We start from the raw sequence: 15,020 nt of genomic DNA, 5'->3' as shown, positions 1-15,020 counted from the left end.
GAGGGCACACAGGGTGAAGACGTCGTCGGGGTCGCCGGTCTCCATGTCGAACACGATCGGGATTGCCATGCCCGCGACCGTACCGATCCGACGGAGCGTCACCAACGGAATATCGGCGGGACGAGCGCATTCGGCCGCCTCCTCTTCGACGGCGCACCGGCCGCAGGCGGTCACGGCCGGCCTTTCGGGTCCTCGGGCTGCGGGGACGCTCGGCGAGGGGCGGGTTCCGTGGCGTCGGCCATGTCCCACAGGTGGTGGACCGCCTCGTCCCAGCCCTGGCCGTACCAGTACGGGCCGGTCAAGGCGGTCGGGTGGTGCGGGACGGCCTCCAGCAGGTCCGCCGCCCAGGTCCAGGACGCGGCCAACGCAGCGCGCATCCGCTCGAACTCCTCGACCAGCACGGCCAGTTCCGGGCCGGGGCCGCAGGTCCGCGTCGGCCCAGGCAGCCAGGCCACGGCGAGGCGGGCCAGGCGGGTGGTCTCCAGTTCTTCCCGCCAGCCGTTGCCGACCCTGTCCGGTTCCTGGGCGACGGTGGCCGGCGCTTCGGACGGCTGCTTGGTGCTCTCGGGGGTGGTCACTCGTCTCCTCCGGGTCGGGCCGCCCCGGGCGGGCCGGGGCGGCGGATCTCGGGTTCGGTCAGCCGGTGACGGTCTCGGCGGTGTGTCCGTGGAGCGCGTCCAGGAGCGCGGTCTGCTGGTCGGTCAGCTTGCCGTCGGTGCGGGCCCTGTCCTGCTTGCGCAGCCAGGTGCCGGGCCGGAACGCCGGGTCCGCCTCGCCGCCGGTGCGGTTGGCCGGGCCGTCGAGGGTGCCGCCGGCGGCGAGGTAGGCGAGCAGGCGGCGGTAGGAGCGGTTCCAGTCCGGCTCCAGGCGCCACAGCTCGTCCAGCGCGTCGAGCTTGGCGATCTGGTCGGGGGTGAGGCCCGCGGCCTTGCGCTGGCGGCGCATCCACGCCCCGACCGCGTAGTCGTCGAGCTTGGCGGTCGCCGGGATCGCGAGGTGGCCGTGCTGGTGGTGGAAGGCGGCGGCGTAGGCGTAGCCACGTTCCCAGGCGTTGGCGTTCTTGGACCAGATCATGCCGAGCGCTTCCAGCTCCGAGACGCGGGCCGGGTCGAGCAGGCCCTGGCCGTTCAGGTGGCGCTGGCGGGTGAGCCAGGAGATCAGCTCGGCGTGCTTGGTCTTGTCGGTGGGGTCGAGGTGGCCGTGCTGGAGGTGGAAGACCGCCGCGACGGCGTGCATCCGCTGCCACTCGACCGCGCGCGGGTTGAACGCGCGGAGCTTGACGGTCTGGAGGATCCGCGCCGCGTGCTGCTTCGCGTTGATCCGCAGCCACTCGATCGGCGACTCGACCGGGGCCGGCTGCTGCTCGCCTTCCCCGGCCTCGGCGGCCTTGGCCGCGGTGGTGTGCTGGGTGCCCTGAGCCCGCTTGCTGCGCAGCTCGGTGATCCGGCCGACCACCCGCGCGTCGTGTGCCGCGAGCGCCCGCAGGACCCGCCAGATCGTGCGGAAGGAGCTGGCCTCAATCTCGGCGTCGGCCTCGGCCTTCACCGCCTCGCCGGCGTCGTGGATCTCGGAGGGATGGGCGGTTGCGGTGTCGTCGCCGACGGCGGGGGTGGGCAGGTAGACGGGGATGATGACCCAACTGACCTTGCCCTGCTGGTAGGACTGGCGCAGCGCGCGGCCGATGGCCTGGACGATGTCGATGACCGAGGATTTCGGGTCCGCGAAGCAGATGCCGTCCACGGTTGCGACGTCGATGCCCTCGGACAGGAGGCGGGCGTTGGCGAGGATGCCGCACTCCTCGCCGTCCTCGCCGGTGTGGGCCTTGAACTCGGCGAACGCGGCCCGGCGGTCCTTGAGCCGGTCGGTGCCGGCCACCGCCTTCGCCCAGATCCGCTCCGGGCGCTCCGCGTCCTCCAGCAGCTCGGAGGCGTCCAGCAGGTCCCCGGCGAACGCGCGGGCACCCGAGATCCGCGAGTGGAACGTGATCACGCGGCGCAGCTCCAGGTCCGCGACCGCGCGCAGCACCGCGATCTGCAGGGCCAGGCGCAGCAGGTCCTCGTTGCTGCGCTGGGTGCGGAGGTCGGCGACGGCGGGGAGGTTGAGGAGGTCGCGCAGGTCTTCGTCGGTGACGACGGGGACGAGGACGCGGTAGTCGGCGAGGTAGCCGTGTTCGATGCCCTGACCGAGGGTCCAGGTGAAGCAGGTCTTGCCGTAGATGCGCTCGTCGTCCATCGAGCACAGCACTGCTCCTTCGGCGACGTCGACCACTTCGTGCGGGATGCGGGTCTCGTCGACGATGCGCGGGGTGGCGGTGAAGTACAGCCGGCGCTTGGCGGGGACCTGGTCGTCGTCGTGGACGGCGGCCCAGGGCTTGCCGTCGGAGCCTGCGGTGCGGTGGGCCTCGTCGACGACGACCAGGTCCCAGGCGGGCAGGCCGTGCAGCCGGTGGGCCTGGACGATGCGCTCCAGACTGGCGTAGGTGGCGTACACGGTGACCGGCTCGCCGGGCATCTCCGTTTGGACCAGGTCGGCGATCCGGGCGGCCTGCGTGGTCACCCGGGCGTGGATGCGGCCTCCGGCCTCCGCGCTCTCCAGCGCCTCTTCCCGCGAACACGCCGCCACGGCCAGGCCCCGGCGCCCGCCCCGCAGTGACCAGGCTTCGGCGGTCTGCTCCAGGAGCTCGATCGTCGGCACCAGCACCAGGACGACGCCCTTCGCCGCGAGACGGCGGGCGCAGCCGGCGGCGATCAGCGTCTTCCCGGAGCCGGTCGCCGCGACGACCGTCGCGCGGCCTCCGTTCTTCACCTCCTTCACCGCGGCCGCGACGGCGTCCTTCTGGAACCAGTGCAGCGGCAACGGGTTCGCCACGGCGGTGCCGGACGGCCGCGTCGGAAGCGGCGGTACGGCCTGGACGCGCAGCCCGGTCGGCACGTCCTGCCCGGCGATGGCGGTGGTGGTGGTCTCCACGGCGAAGGCTCTCCTTGGTGTGCCGGTGGTGCTTGGGAGGCGGCAGGGCAGGCGTGGCGGTATGCGTGCCTGGTCAGGGCATGGGGCCGTTGCGGGCGACGTCCTCGGCCTCTTCCAGCGCAGCGAGGGCCAGCTCCCGGGCCCGGCTGTCGCGGCCGGCCGTGTGGAGGCGCAGGAAGTCCAGGACCTGCGGTGCGGAGTCGGCGAGCTGCGGAACGAGGAAGCAGACCTCCTCGAAGTGGTCGGGGTCGGCCGGGTCGGCTGTGCGGAGGATCTCGGGGAGGACTTCCAGGATCCGGGCCCGGCAGTACGCGGCCGTGTCGACCGGCGCGCCATCGATGCTGACCGTGGAACCGTGGTCCCTGGCGTTGAGGATCACCTCCAGGGTGCTCACGGCTGCGCTGTTCAACCGTCCGCCCATGCGGAGGTGTTCGGCAATGACGTCGACGCACGGCGCGGCCGCGGTGAACAGCTGGCCCCGGTTGGCGACCTCGCAGTACAGGACCGCGCGGGCGGCCCGGCTGTCCTCGGGGCCGCCGCCGAGCAACCGATCGAGCAGCGCGCGGATACCGGAGGCCGGCATGCTCAACGACTGGAGGGACATCCAGTCCCACGCCTGCGTCGTCATGGGCCCGCCCTCGTTGTCGTGTCCACGGATCGGCTCGTCGCTGTGGATCGGCGAGTTCATGACCCGGGCACCCATCCGCGGACCTCCAGGTAGGCGATGTCGGCGTCCTCGACGGCGCGGCCGGTCTCCACCAGCCATTCCTTCATGGCCTCGGTGACGTCGCCGTGGTGGTCGGCGACGCGCTGGGACCACTCGGCGGCGTCGAACCCGCCTGTGGAGGCGGAGCCGTAGGTGCGCTCCTCGGTGCCGTCTGCGCGGGGGATGAACCCGCGGCGGATTCCGCCGGAGTCCTGTTCCGACCCGGCCGAGTAGACGTACTGGTCAGCCTTCATCCGTACGGTGAAGGCAAGACGGCCGCCGGCCTGGCCGGTCTCGTGCACGACCGGGGCCAGGTGGCTCGCACCGGACTTGATGGCCTGCTTCCCCGCGCGGCCGGCCATCGACTCTCCGGGCTTGCCGACGACGTCCTTGCCCCGGACCCGGGCCTTCTGCCCGGTCCTGGTACGGCGGCGGCTGATGTTCGCCTCCGCGATCCCGGACAGCGCCTCGGTGTCGCGTTCGCCGCCGCGCACCGCGCGGACCAGCTGGCGCAGCGCGTTGACCATGCTCGCGCCCTTGCCCTTGGTGAAGAACTGGGACACCAGCGAGGCGTCGCGGCCGAGCATCTTGGCCACCTGGCGCTTGCTGTAGCCCTGGTCCAGCAACTCCTGGGTCAACCGGGCGGCCTCGTTCGGGTTGTTCGGGTCCGCCGGGCTCACTGGTCAGTCCCCTTCTCGGCGAGTTCGGCGCGACCCAGGCCGCGCAGCTTGAGGTACTGCTCCTGGCTGGCCGGGTGCTCCACCGGACCGGTCAGGTGGCCCTTGAGCAGGTAGTCACCCGGCTCGCCCCGGTAGGGCCAGGGCTGGCGCTCGGTCAGCGCGATGCCGTCCGTGCCGAAGTACACAACCGTGCCGGGCTTGGCGTGCAGCGCCCCGGCGGAGGCGATGACCTCCTTGCCCTGCCGGTATTTCATGTCCAGCAGCGCCGCCCGCGCCCCGGACCACACGTACGCCGCCCACTCCGGGTGCGCGTACGGGTCGCGGGAGAACCCGGCCTGCCGCTGCCAGGTCACCACCTCGCTGTCCTGGCCGAGGATCTCCACCCCGGCCGGCAGCGCCTCGCCGACCGGCGTGGTGCCGGAGACCAGGCGCGGGCGCTGCGCGAAACCGCCCAGGCCGAACAGCAGCACCGACCGGACCGCCCGGCTCGCGAGGTAGGCGGCGGTGCGCTGCCGCTCGTCCCCGTGGATGCGGAAGAGGTTGGTCAGGTCCACCCAGGCCGACTTGAGGCGCTTGCCCCACTCGTCGAGCGGCTTGCCGTCCTCGAACAGCAGGCCACCGAGGATCTCGATCTTCCACGGCATCAGATGGTTGGACAGGGCGAGGTGGACCTCCGCGCCGCCCGCCCAGGTGGTGAAGATGGCGCCGGGCTCGGACGGGTAAACCCAGGCGCGGTCACCGGTCACCGGCGCGGGCAGCAGCCCGACGTGGTTCCACCCAGCCGGGACGGTCACGCGCACGTTCCAGTGCGAGCAGGACATCAGCGCCTTGACCTGCTCCGCCTCGGTCATCGCGGCGAACGCGGCGGCGGTGATCCGCCGGGGCGTGCCGACCGGGGACTTCCACAAGTGCTTGGCGTAGGCGAAGGTGCGGTCGTACTCCACCAGCGCCGGGAGCTGCTCCGGCACGCGCGGGGGCAGGATCAGCTCGGTGCGGCCCTGGCCGCCGGTCGCGTGCAGCAGGCCCCGCAGTTCCTCGGACAGCACCGGGTAGCCGCCGGCCCACTTGCCGGTGGTCGGGATGGTGCGCGACCACAGGTCCCGGCCCGTCTGGCTGGGGGAGCCCATCAGGACCGCGTCGTCCCAGTGGCGGCGCAGCGCCTGCCACAGCAGCGTGAACGCCTGACGGCAGGTGACGACGTCGGCGCCGTCCGGGTCGAACCACTCCCCCATGGAACGGATCTCGGTGCTGCCGCTGTCGGGTGCGGTGGCAGGGGCGTAGCGGCCCACGGGCTGGCGCTGGTGCACGAAGTGCCCGGCCAGCTTGTCCCGGCCCGAGCCGACCGCGGTGGTCCACCGCTCCGACGGGGTGTTCAGCCAGGCCGCCACCGCGTCCTTGAGCGTGGAGTACCGCTCGGCGCCGTCGTGCCACGGGGCGCCGGCGGTGATGTAGACCCGCTCCGTGCCGGGCGCGGCGTGCAGGACCGCGTCCAGGATCTCGCCCGGGCTGCGAGCGCCGAGGTCGAGCCGCACCACGCGGTCGCGCACGGCAAGGTCGCCGGTCGCCGCGTCCAGGAACACCGTGCTGCGCGCCTGCTGGACGAAGTTCGGGCGCTTGGACACCAGCCCGGTGGTCACGGCCTCGTACCGCGCACCGGCCGGGCCTTCGGGAAGGATGGGCAGCTCGCGCGGACCGACAGCGACCGGAGCGACCGGAGCCGTCAGGACGGCCAGCACAGCGGCGACGGGCTCGGCCGGGGCAGGCTGCTCGACGACGGCCTGGTCCTCGACCACGGCCGGCGCCTCGACGGCCGGGGTGGCCGGGGCCGGCTGCTCGAGTACGGCCGCGGGACGGGTCAGCACCGGAGCGACCGCGCTCACGGGCTCGGCGACCGGCTCCGCCTTCGGCGCCTCGGGCGCGGGCGCGGCCTGGTGGTCGGCCTTGGCGGCGCGGACGGCGGCCGGGGTCGGGTCCAGCAGCGGGGCGATCCGCACGACGTCGCCGACCGACAGACCCGAGGCCTTCGCGATGGCGTCGGCCTTCGCGCCCTCGTACCCCGCGAGCTCGGTGATCCGGCGGGCGCGCTGCTGGTTGAGCTTGTCGAGCGCGGCCTGCGCGGCCGCAACCGTCTTCTCGGCCTTGCCGATCTCCTCGCGCAGCGGGCGCAGCTCGGCGACCTTCGCGGTGTACGTCTTGCGGTCCATCAGGGTGTCACTTCCCTTCCGCAGCGGTGGTGTCGGTGTCGAGGGGGCGGGCCTGACGGGCGAGAGTGAGCCAGCCGTCCGGGCCCTGGGTGCCGTGGATGTCGGCCAGGCCCGCGAGCAGGAAGGCGTAGGCGCCGCGCTTGGGGGCCCGCGGCTGCGCGGTGCCGTTCTCCCACTTGGCGAACGTCTCCCGCCGGGTCTTCAAGGCCTCGGCCACCTCGATCTGGGTCAGGCCGGCGGCCTTGCGCAGTCGTTCCCGTTCGGCCGGTTCGGGCAGGTCACCGCCATCGCGAGCCTTGGACAGCAGCGCGTCCACCGCCGCGAAAATCTCAGACATCACATACCTCCCATCCAGAAAGGTAGCATAGAACCACTCTCTAAGTGCAACATTTTTCACCGCACAAACATCGCACTAATAACCGCATGAGGCGCTCATTGAGTCCGGCCGGGCAGACTGCGGCTACTGGCTGCGGTGCCATTCCTGTCCCGTCCCAAATGATCTTGATCATTTGTCAGATGATCTTGACGGACGGTAGGTTTCTGTCATTCGATCTTGATCGACGGCGGGGGTCCAGGTGGCAGTTGCCTCGTTGGTGTACGACGACCCGGCGCTGTCGGCGTTCGAGCTCGACTTCGTCGAGGGCGGCGAGCGCTGTCGGCTACCGCTCGGGCAGGCCTGGAACCGGCGGTTCGAGTCCGCCGATCCGGTGCGGGAGTTCCGGTGGGCCAAGGGCGGGCAGGGTTTCGCGGGCTCGTACTTCTCCGCCACCGTGGGCGACCACGTGGGTTACGAGTCGTGGCTGGAGCGGGACCGGCTGATCCTGCTGGACCGCGAGCCCGAGGTCGTGGGGATCGCCTCGCAGCCGTTCTGGCTGCGCTGGCACGACGGCCTGCGGCAGCGCCGGCACGCGCCGGACTACTTCGTGCGGCTGGCCGACGGCCGGGGCCGGGTGGTGGACGTGCGGGCCAGCGACCGGATCGAGCGGGCGGACGCCGAGGCGTTCGCCGCGACGGAACGGGCCTGCCGGGCGGTGGGCTGGGAGTTCGTCCGGGTCGGCGAGCCGGAGCCGGTGTTCATGGAGAACGTGCGCTGGCTGTCGCGCTACCGCCGGCGCCGCTGCTCGAACCCGGACGTCGCCGCGCGACTGCTCGACGTGTTCGCTGGCGGGGCGCCGCTGCAGGCCAGGGCGGCGCGGGCGGGCGATCCGCTGGTGGTGCTGCCAGTGCTGTTCCACCTGCTGTGGCACGGCCAGCTGGTCGCGGACCTGGAGAGCGCGCCGCTGTCGTCGACCACGCTGGTCGGCGTCGGGAGGCAGGCACGGTGATCGGGATGCAGCGGCCGGCCAGGATCATGGTCGGCGCGTGGGTGCACTTCGCCGGGCAGGTCCGGATGATCGTGGGCGTCACCGCGAAGTCGGCGACGCTGTCGGATGCCGACGGCGGCCAGGTGGAGGTGCCGATCGGCGAGCTGACCGACGACCCCGACTTCGCCGTGGTCGACCTGCCGGTCCGCACGCCGCTGCCGGCGTAGTCCCAGCTGGAGACGTTCCCGCCGAAGGCGGTCGAGAAGGCGCTGTGGTGGGAGAGCCACATCCTCGAAGTCCTGCACGGTCGCCGCCCGGAGGCCGACCCGGACGCTCCGCCGCACCCGGGCTATGGACCGGGGACGTCGCTGACGGCCCGGCAGCGGGCGAAGGCCCCCGAGCTGACGGCGGCCGGCCATCAGGTGTCGGCCAGCGCGATCGGCAACCTGCGGCGCAGGTACCAGGCCGACGGCGTGCTCGGCCTGGTGGACCGCCGAGCCGCCCCCAGGGCGCCGGAGTTCACCGCGGTCGATGCGCGGGTCGTCGCGGCGATGCGCGCGGCGATCAGCGAGGGCGTCGACGCCTCCACCCGCACCGGGTCGTACCTGATCTGGCGGACCGGGGAGATCCTGCGCCAGACGCCGGAGGCCCAAGGCGTCGAGCTGCCCTCGCGGAGCACGCTCTACCGGCTGCTGGCGAAGCTGACCCGCGGGACCCATACCTTCGGCGCCGCGAGCACCCGCCGCTCCCGGGCCCACGGGGCGAAGACCCCATTCGGCGAGCTGCCGGCGTTCGCGCCGGGCGAGGTGATGCAGATCGACTCCACGCCGATGGATGTGATGGTCCTGCTGGACGACGGCGTCCCGGGCCGGATCGAGCTGACCGCGATGATCGACGTGGCGACGCGCACGCTCACCGCGGCGGTGCTGCGGCCGACCACGAAGGCGGTCGACGCGAGCGTGCTGCTGGCCCGCACGGTCACGCCGGAGCCGCACCGGCCGGGCTGGGCGGAGGCCCTGCGGATGTCACGCTCGGTGCTGCCGCACCGTCGGCTGCTCAGCCTGGATGAGCGCCTGGAGCACGCCGCGGCCCGGCCGGTGATCGTCCCGGAGATGATCGTCTGCGACCACGGGAAGGCGTTCATCTCCCGGAACTTCAAGTCGTCCTGCCGGTTCCTGGAGATCGACTTCCAGCCCGCGCACAAGGGCTCGGGCTTCGAGAAGGGCCACATCGAGAAGATGCTGGCCTCGATCGCGTCGCTGTTCGTCCAGTTCCTGCCTGGCCACCTCGGCCGCAGCGCCGACCACCGCGGTCGCCACCCCGAGCGCGATCGGCTCTGGTCGCTGCTGGAGCTCCAGGAGCTGCTGGACGAGTGGATCGTCGCCGTCTGGCAGAACCGGCGGCACGACAGCCTGCGCGACCCCGCGCACCCGAGCCGGATGTTCACCCCGAACGAGAAGTACGCGACCCTCGTCGAGGCCTGCGGCTACGTCCCCGTCGCGCTCGCCGGCGACGACTACATCGAGCTGTTGCCCACCGAGTGGCGCGCGGTCAACGACTACGGCATCAAGTTCAAGCACCGCGTCTACGACAGCCCCGAGCTCGACCCGCTCCGCCGCCAGGACTCCGGCATCGCCGCCAAGCGCGGCCTGTGGGAGATCCACCGCGACCCCTACGACGTCTCCCGTATCTGGGTACGCGACCACCGAAGCGAGGGCCGGCCCTGGATCCAGGCGACCTGGAAGCACCTGCACCGCGCGCCGGTCCCTTTCGGGGAACTGGCCTGGGACCACGTCAGTCACCAGCTGCCCGGCGCCACCGAGACCGAGATCGCGGACGCGGTCGCCGCCCTGCTCACCCGCACCCACGCCGGACCCGATCGGCCCGCCGCGAACAAGCCCGGCCGCCGCGACCGACGGGTCGCCGCCCGCACCCGCGCGACCGCCACCGCGGCCGCCGTGCCGCCGAAGGGCTCCCCCACGCCGCCCGCTACGACCCCGGCGCCGGAGCCCACCGACGACGACCAACCGCTGGCCAAGGTCATCCCGCTCGGCCTGTTCGACCCCCTGGAAGACCCCTGGAGACGCACGTGACCGCCCGCCCCACCATCACCGACCCCGCCGACCTGAACGGCGACGAAGCGGCCGGGCGGCACCTGACCACGCTGGAGGGCTGGCGGCAGTTCACCGCCGACCCGCCCCCGCCACCGGAGCTGCTGCCTCGTCAACGCCACGAGAAGCTCGGCGACCTGGACCGGATGCTCTACGACGAAGCCCGCCTCGACCACCACGCCCGCCTGCGGGTCGTCGCCACCTCCACGGTCCGGCATGCGGTCACCTGCGGGCGGCGCCTGGTCCTGCTGAACCGGCACGCCGTCAGCGCCCGGCGCGGGCTGATCCTCTCCGGCCCGGCCGGCACCGGCAAGACCATCGCCATCACCCAGCTCGGACGCGCTCACGAACTCCTCGACCGGGCCCGCCACCCGGGCCGCACCGACCGGATCCCGGTCGTCTACATCACCGTCCCGCCCGCCGCCACACCCCGCATGATCGCCGCCGAATTCGCCCGCTTCCTCGGCCTGCCGGTCACCCGGAGCGCGAACATCACCGACATCACCGAGGCCGTCGTCGGCGTCTGCACCGACACCCGAACCGGCCTCGTCCTAGTCGACGAGCTCCACAACATCTCCCTGACCAGCCGCTCCGGCGCCGAGGTCGCCGACACCCTCAAGTACTTCTCCGAACGCATCCCCGCCACGTTCGTCTACGCGGGCATCGACATCGAACGCAGCAACCTGCTGTCCGGCACCCGCGGCGCCCAGATCGCCGGCCGCTTCACCCTGCTGCCCACCCGCCCCTTCCCCTACGGCGCGGAATGGACCGGCCTGGTCGCCACCCTGGAGCAGCACCTCCTGCTCCACGACCACCGCCCCGGCACGCTCGTCGACCTCGCCCGCCACCTCCACCACCGCACCGGCGGCATGATCGGCGCCCTGTCCCACCAGATCCGCGGCGCGGCCGTCGACGCGATCCTCACCGGCGCCGAGAAGATCACCAAGAACGGTCTGGACGCCGTCCCGCTCGACCACGCCGCCCAGACCAGCGCCCGCACCGCGTCCTCCGGGCACCGCCGATGACCGAACCGAGCGCCCGGCCGCCGCTGCGGCCCCTGCCGGTCCGTGTCCCTCCCCGGCTCGGCGAGGGCACCGACAGCTACCTCCGCCGCCTCGCGCGGGCCAACCACCTCAAGCCCAGCTACCTCAACGCCCTGACCAGTCCGAGGTCCAACATCGGCAAGCCCGACATCACCCTCCTCGCCCAGCTCGCCGGACGCCGGCCGACCTGCGGCGCGCCCTCTCCGATGCCCCCGGCAGGCCGCAGCCCGAGCAGCACAAGCCCGCCGGCCTGAGCGAGGCCGGGCAGAGTGAGCTCTTCCGCGGGATCGACCTGCTTCTCGCGTCGGCACAGCCGCGCAACGGCGTCCCCTGGCGACTGGTCGCCCTGCGCCACGGACTACGTCGCAAGGACCTGCGCCGATCCCTCCAGCAGCAACCAGTCCGACGGCTGGCCCGGGCCGTGCCCGCCAACGACACCCAGCGCCGCCGCATCCGCGCCCTGGCCGGCACCGGCCTGTCGACCGCGCAGATCTGGGCCCGGATGATGGACGACCACGACACGCCGCTCACCTACAACGCGATCAACGCCTTCCTCCAGCGCACCCGGAGATCCACCACCGCCCGCCGCTGAGCGAACTGGCGGGCGATCAGGTCCAGCTCGACCAAACACCCTGGTCAGACCCCTGATCGCAGCGGCATGCACAGGCAGGAGCCCGACGGCCGAGCCAGGAGGCCATACCGCCGGCAGCCGTACGTGAACAGCATGCGAGTCACAGCAGCTGCCGCCAGTTGCGATAGGCGTGCGGGGGCCTGGCGAAGCCGCTGTCGCTGAACGGGTTCGGCAACGTGCCACCGAGGGTGCCGAGGAGGAAGTCGCCGAAGCCCGCCTCAAAGCGGATCCAGCGTTCCTCCCCGTAGAGGGGCTGGCGCTTGAAGACAACGACGTCCCAGCTGTCCGGGTCCCGGGCGTCGCAGAGCCAGAAGGCCACGTCGCTATTGGCGCTGCTCGCGAAGGGGAGAAGCCTCCCCTTCTCCAGGTCCTCCGGGGCGGTGCCGGTGAAGGCCGCCGGTTCCTCCCTCGGGTCGAAGTCCAGTCCGTCGATGAGATCACCGTACGGGGAGCCGTCCACCGGCGGCGTGCTGACGCCGAGGTACTCGTCCAGCTCACCGCCGCCGTAGAGCGTGACGAAGTCGCGGTAGTCGGCGGGCAGACGCAGGCCTGTGGTCCGTGCCAGCTCGTCCCAGTCGATGGTGTCGCCCGGGGTGCTGGGCTCCCCGAGCAGGGCTGAGAGGCGGGTGATGGCTGGGTGGACCATGGTGGTGTCTCCTTCGTGGGGTCGCACGGTTCGATCAGTCACCGTATTGCCCGGCGTCCTGCCCGGTGCTGCTGTAGCCGGATGACGGCTTCGCCGCCGCGACGTAAACCACGGCGGCCTCGAAAGGGTGCTGGGTGGGTTCTCGGAGCAGGTCGAGGGCGGGTCGGTGACCGTACATGCCGAGGCCATGACGAGAGTGGCAGAAGCCTGCCGCCCGTGGAGATCAGTGGTGGGGCGTCCGGCAGCGCGGAGACGAACTGCCGTGTCAGCGCAAAGACCTACGTTGTCACCGAGATGGAACCGCTGAGGCAGGGGTCGAGATGGTACTGACGTTGGATGAAGCCGTGACGCAACTTGGCCACAGGCTCTCACCCAAGCGGCGTTCTGCTGCAACACGGCTGCGTCGGCTGGCCGACCCCACTGCGGGTCCGTCGCTGCTGGAGGCCCTCAAGCTGGAGGTTCGCGACGCCCGCACATGGGAGACCCAGTACCAGATCGTCATGGCACTCGGGATGTGCGGCCACCGGCCCGCCCTCGGTCTGCTCCGGGACCTCGCCCAGCGCCCCTTCAAGGCCACCATGGTTTACGTCGCGCTCGGCGACGCCATCGTCCGGCTGAGCGCTCCCAAAGACACAGCCAGTTCCCTGCGATGGTGCCTGGACACCGGCACCCCGATGCTCGCCGACGGTGCTCTGCGCGCCGTCGCCATGCAGCGGCTCCCCCTGGACACGGCCACGATCGACCACGTTCTCGACTTCCTCAGCCCCCTGGACCCCCAGGACGGGCGCCGGTTCTGGGCTGCGGCCGCCGCAGCGGGATGGCCAGGCCCGCGGGTCAGAAAGTTCCTCCAGGAGTGCGCAGCTGGCCCCCGGACCGACGTGGCCGACGCAGCCACCTCATCCTTGCAAGGCAAGTACCAGACCTATTCCCCCTTGTAGAGGCCTTCCGCTTGGAGAAACTCCAACCGTCAAGATCGTTTGGCAAACGGTCAAGATCATTTGGCGCGGGACAGGTGCGCGATAGATTGCGAGTCCCGGTCAGGTCACGATGAGTTACTGAGCCGCGCCGCGGTAGTTGGAACCTGGTCAGGCAAGTTGGAACTGGGTTCCGCCCGCGCGAACACCGACTTGCAGATAGGCCCGTAGTCGCCTGTTCCTCCCCTCCGAGCCTCGACTAGACCGCACGGTTCGTCATTGGTGTGCCGTAGGGTCCGCTCATGATCGCGCGTCCCACCGGGCAAGCGGAGGGGCCGTACGATGCCGCCTTCCTGCCACGCCAGCAGATGATCCTCAGCGCCGCCGCGCAGCCGATTGCCGACCCGGTGGCCAAGTTCGGCGGCGAACCCGTCTGGCTCGCCGAACCGACCTGGCCGGTGCATCCGAAGTCCGGCGAACCGCTGGTGTTCATCGGGCAGTTCCCCGTACCCGGTCCCGAACTCCGGCTGGCCTACCTCTTCCTCCACGAGGACCACATCGTCATGGGAGGAATCGACCCGGAGGACGGCGAGGCCGTTCTGCTGGTGCAACCGGACGGCCGCATCCCGCTCTTCGCCGCCATCGGCCCGCCCGGAACGCGCGGACGGACCCTGTGGCGCTGGGGCCCCGGTGACACCGAGATCCCGGTCGAATGGCGCGTCGACCTTCAGCCGGTGCCGCCCGACGTCGACCGCACAATCGACGAGGAAGCGGCATACCAGCGCGGCATGCGCGGCGACGGTCCTGACATCGACGACTGCGACGGGGAGGAACTACACGACTACTACGGCGGCGCCGCCACCTACCCCAACCACGAGGCGCGGGTCGACGCCCCCTGGCAATTCCTCTTCAAGATCAGTGACGCCGGCGAGGGCGAGGACGATCCGTACTTCCTCAACTTCGGCTACGGCTACGGCTACGCCTTCGTCAGCCCCGACCACCGCGAAGGCCGCTTCTTCTGGGAGTGCTCATAAGCGCGCAAGGGTGCCAAGAAGACTGACAACTCACGGCTTGTTGCAAGAAGCGTGACCACGTGCTGCCAACAAGCGTGTCCGCCACCAGAAAACACAGCTCATCCGGCCCTACTGGTTCCAACTAGACGTCCCAGGCCGGCACCACGCCGACTGGGGCGGCATCTTCGACTGGACCAAGACCGGCCACCGCTCAACGTCGCTCCGCTTCGAGATCCACGACGCACTGGCCAGACACTTCCCGCCTCGCTGAGTGGCCTGTCGGTGGCCGCTGCGATGATCGCCCCACCGCGGCGCGAGGAGATCATCATGGGCACCTGGGACATCGGTCCGTTCGAAAACGACATGGCCGCGGACTTCGCCGACGCCTTGGACGAAGCGGCTGAGAACGAACGCGAGGCTCTTGTCCGATCGACGCTGATCCGCACCATCCAGACCCGTGACTACCTTGAAAGTCCTGAGGGAGCTGAGGCCGTTGCCGCCGCCGCTCTCATCGCGGCACAGTGCCCGGGCAGTGAACCACTCAACACAAGCTACGGCCCCGACGAGGCCCTGCCGATCTTCGCCACCGACCTTCGGCCACTCGCTGTCGAGGCGCTCGACCGAGTGGTCGCCGAGGAGTCCGAGCTCGCCGATCTCTGGGACGAAACAATGGACGGACCGAAGTGGCGGCAGACCATCAGCCGCATCCGCGCCATCCTCGCGCCCGTGCCCGAACCTCAGGAAGACCCACTGTTCGATCTCTAACTGGATAACTCACCGTTACCGGTCACAGAAGTTGGC

16 protein-coding genes are annotated in these 15,020 nt (G+C 71.3%); 9 read left to right on the top strand and 7 right to left on the bottom strand.

The features are described from left to right. Nucleotides 1-170: 170 nt before the first annotated feature. From ACFVWU_RS33250 to ACFVWU_RS33225, 6 genes are all read right to left on the bottom strand, one after another. Nucleotides 171-578, bottom strand: coding sequence for a hypothetical protein (locus tag ACFVWU_RS33250; RefSeq protein WP_387627767.1), 408 nt, complete (start codon nt 576-578; stop codon nt 171-173). Nucleotides 579-636: 58 nt separating this feature from the next. Next, nucleotides 637-2,967: a Helicase associated domain protein gene (locus ACFVWU_RS33245; protein WP_387627765.1), complete on the bottom strand. Its 2,331-nt coding sequence runs from the start codon at nt 2,965-2,967 to the stop codon at nt 637-639. Nucleotides 2,968-3,040: 73 nt separating this feature from the next. Next, complete coding sequence (locus ACFVWU_RS33240) at nt 3,041-3,655, bottom strand: hypothetical protein (RefSeq protein ID WP_387627764.1); 615 nt, start codon at nt 3,653-3,655, stop codon at nt 3,041-3,043. Beyond that, nucleotides 3,652-4,353: a helix-turn-helix domain containing protein gene (locus ACFVWU_RS33235; protein ID WP_387627763.1), complete on the bottom strand. Its 702-nt coding sequence runs from the start codon at nt 4,351-4,353 to the stop codon at nt 3,652-3,654. Before ACFVWU_RS33235 ends, ACFVWU_RS33240 begins: the two co-directional genes overlap by 4 nt. Next, nucleotides 4,350-6,557, bottom strand: a complete 2,208-nt coding sequence (locus tag ACFVWU_RS33230) for a hypothetical protein (protein ID WP_387627762.1) — start codon at nt 6,555-6,557, stop codon at nt 4,350-4,352. Before ACFVWU_RS33230 ends, ACFVWU_RS33235 begins: the two co-directional genes overlap by 4 nt. Nucleotides 6,558-6,564: 7 nt before the next feature. Continuing rightward, nucleotides 6,565-6,894 (bottom strand): helix-turn-helix domain-containing protein, encoded by a 330-nt coding sequence (locus ACFVWU_RS33225; RefSeq protein ID WP_387627761.1) that lies wholly within the window; start codon nt 6,892-6,894, stop codon nt 6,565-6,567. Between the two features lie 238 nt (nt 6,895-7,132). On the opposite strand from ACFVWU_RS33225, the gene ACFVWU_RS33220 reads away from it, so the two are divergent. From ACFVWU_RS33220 to ACFVWU_RS33195, 6 genes are all read left to right on the top strand, one after another. Continuing rightward, a complete protein-coding gene (locus ACFVWU_RS33220) occupies nt 7,133-7,882 on the top strand; it encodes a TnsA-like heteromeric transposase endonuclease subunit (RefSeq protein WP_387627759.1) in 750 nt (249 codons plus the stop codon). Then, the gene (locus ACFVWU_RS33215) at nt 7,879-8,088 is read left to right on the top strand and encodes a hypothetical protein (protein WP_387627758.1); all 210 of its coding nucleotides are present in this window, start codon (nt 7,879-7,881) and stop codon (nt 8,086-8,088) included. The genes ACFVWU_RS33220 and ACFVWU_RS33215 overlap by 4 nt, the downstream gene beginning before the upstream one ends. 195 nt (nt 8,089-8,283) lie before the next feature. After that, nucleotides 8,284-9,954, top strand: a complete 1,671-nt coding sequence (locus ACFVWU_RS33210) for a Mu transposase C-terminal domain-containing protein (protein WP_387627757.1) — start codon at nt 8,284-8,286, stop codon at nt 9,952-9,954. Between the two features lie 164 nt (nt 9,955-10,118). Next, nucleotides 10,119-10,997, top strand: a complete 879-nt coding sequence (locus tag ACFVWU_RS33205; RefSeq protein WP_387627768.1) for a TniB family NTP-binding protein — start codon at nt 10,119-10,121, stop codon at nt 10,995-10,997. Beyond that, nucleotides 10,994-11,269: a hypothetical protein gene (locus tag ACFVWU_RS33200; protein WP_387627755.1), complete on the top strand. Its 276-nt coding sequence runs from the start codon at nt 10,994-10,996 to the stop codon at nt 11,267-11,269. Before ACFVWU_RS33205 ends, ACFVWU_RS33200 begins: the two co-directional genes overlap by 4 nt. Before the next feature lie 167 nt (nt 11,270-11,436). After that, a complete protein-coding gene (locus ACFVWU_RS33195; protein ID WP_387627753.1) occupies nt 11,437-11,607 on the top strand; it encodes a hypothetical protein in 171 nt (56 codons plus the stop codon). A 139-nt stretch (nt 11,608-11,746) separates the two neighbouring features. On the opposite strand, the gene ACFVWU_RS33190 is transcribed toward ACFVWU_RS33195, so the two are convergent. After that, on the bottom strand, nt 11,747-12,292 hold the full coding sequence (locus tag ACFVWU_RS33190) for an SMI1/KNR4 family protein (RefSeq protein ID WP_387627752.1): 546 nt from the start codon (nt 12,290-12,292) through the stop codon (nt 11,747-11,749). Between the two features lie 332 nt (nt 12,293-12,624). Between ACFVWU_RS33190 and ACFVWU_RS33185 the strand changes: the two genes are divergently transcribed. The 3 genes from ACFVWU_RS33185 (at nt 12,625) to ACFVWU_RS33175 (ending at nt 14,984) form a co-directional block, all read left to right on the top strand. After that, complete coding sequence (locus ACFVWU_RS33185; protein ID WP_387627750.1) at nt 12,625-13,230, top strand: HEAT repeat domain-containing protein; 606 nt, start codon at nt 12,625-12,627, stop codon at nt 13,228-13,230. Between the two features lie 278 nt (nt 13,231-13,508). Next, nucleotides 13,509-14,240, top strand: a complete 732-nt coding sequence (locus ACFVWU_RS33180) for a hypothetical protein (protein ID WP_387627748.1) — start codon at nt 13,509-13,511, stop codon at nt 14,238-14,240. 306 nt (nt 14,241-14,546) lie between these two features. Beyond that, on the top strand, nt 14,547-14,984 hold the full coding sequence (locus ACFVWU_RS33175; RefSeq protein WP_387627746.1) for a DUF4259 domain-containing protein: 438 nt from the start codon (nt 14,547-14,549) through the stop codon (nt 14,982-14,984). Nucleotides 14,985-15,020: the final 36 nt, after the last annotated feature.

Source organism: Kitasatospora sp. NPDC058190 (assembly GCF_042883685.1).
GTDB lineage: Bacteria > Actinomycetota > Actinomycetes > Streptomycetales > Streptomycetaceae > Kitasatospora.
The sequence above is the reverse complement of the archived record's forward strand: the minus strand, read 5'-3'. Positions and strand labels throughout refer to the sequence as shown.

Bases quoted from the DNA above. Each gene is read 5' to 3' on its own strand.
- ACFVWU_RS33225 (WP_387627761.1), bottom strand. From the start codon at position 6,894: ATGTCTGAGATTTTCGCGGCGGTGGACGCGCTGCTGTCCAAGGCTCGC.
- ACFVWU_RS33190 (WP_387627752.1), bottom strand. From the start codon at position 12,292: ATGGTCCACCCAGCCATCACCCGCCTCTCAGCCCTGCTCGGGGAGCCC.
- ACFVWU_RS33180 (WP_387627748.1), top strand. From the start codon at position 13,509: ATGATCGCGCGTCCCACCGGGCAAGCGGAGGGGCCGTACGATGCCGCC.
- ACFVWU_RS33205 (WP_387627768.1), top strand. From the start codon at position 10,119: ATGCTCTACGACGAAGCCCGCCTCGACCACCACGCCCGCCTGCGGGTC.
- ACFVWU_RS33240 (WP_387627764.1), bottom strand. From the start codon at position 3,655: ATGAACTCGCCGATCCACAGCGACGAGCCGATCCGTGGACACGACAAC.
- ACFVWU_RS33175 (WP_387627746.1), top strand. From the start codon at position 14,547: ATGGGCACCTGGGACATCGGTCCGTTCGAAAACGACATGGCCGCGGAC.
- ACFVWU_RS33200 (WP_387627755.1), top strand. From the start codon at position 10,994: ATGACCGAACCGAGCGCCCGGCCGCCGCTGCGGCCCCTGCCGGTCCGT.
- ACFVWU_RS33230 (WP_387627762.1), bottom strand. From the start codon at position 6,557: ATGGACCGCAAGACGTACACCGCGAAGGTCGCCGAGCTGCGCCCGCTG.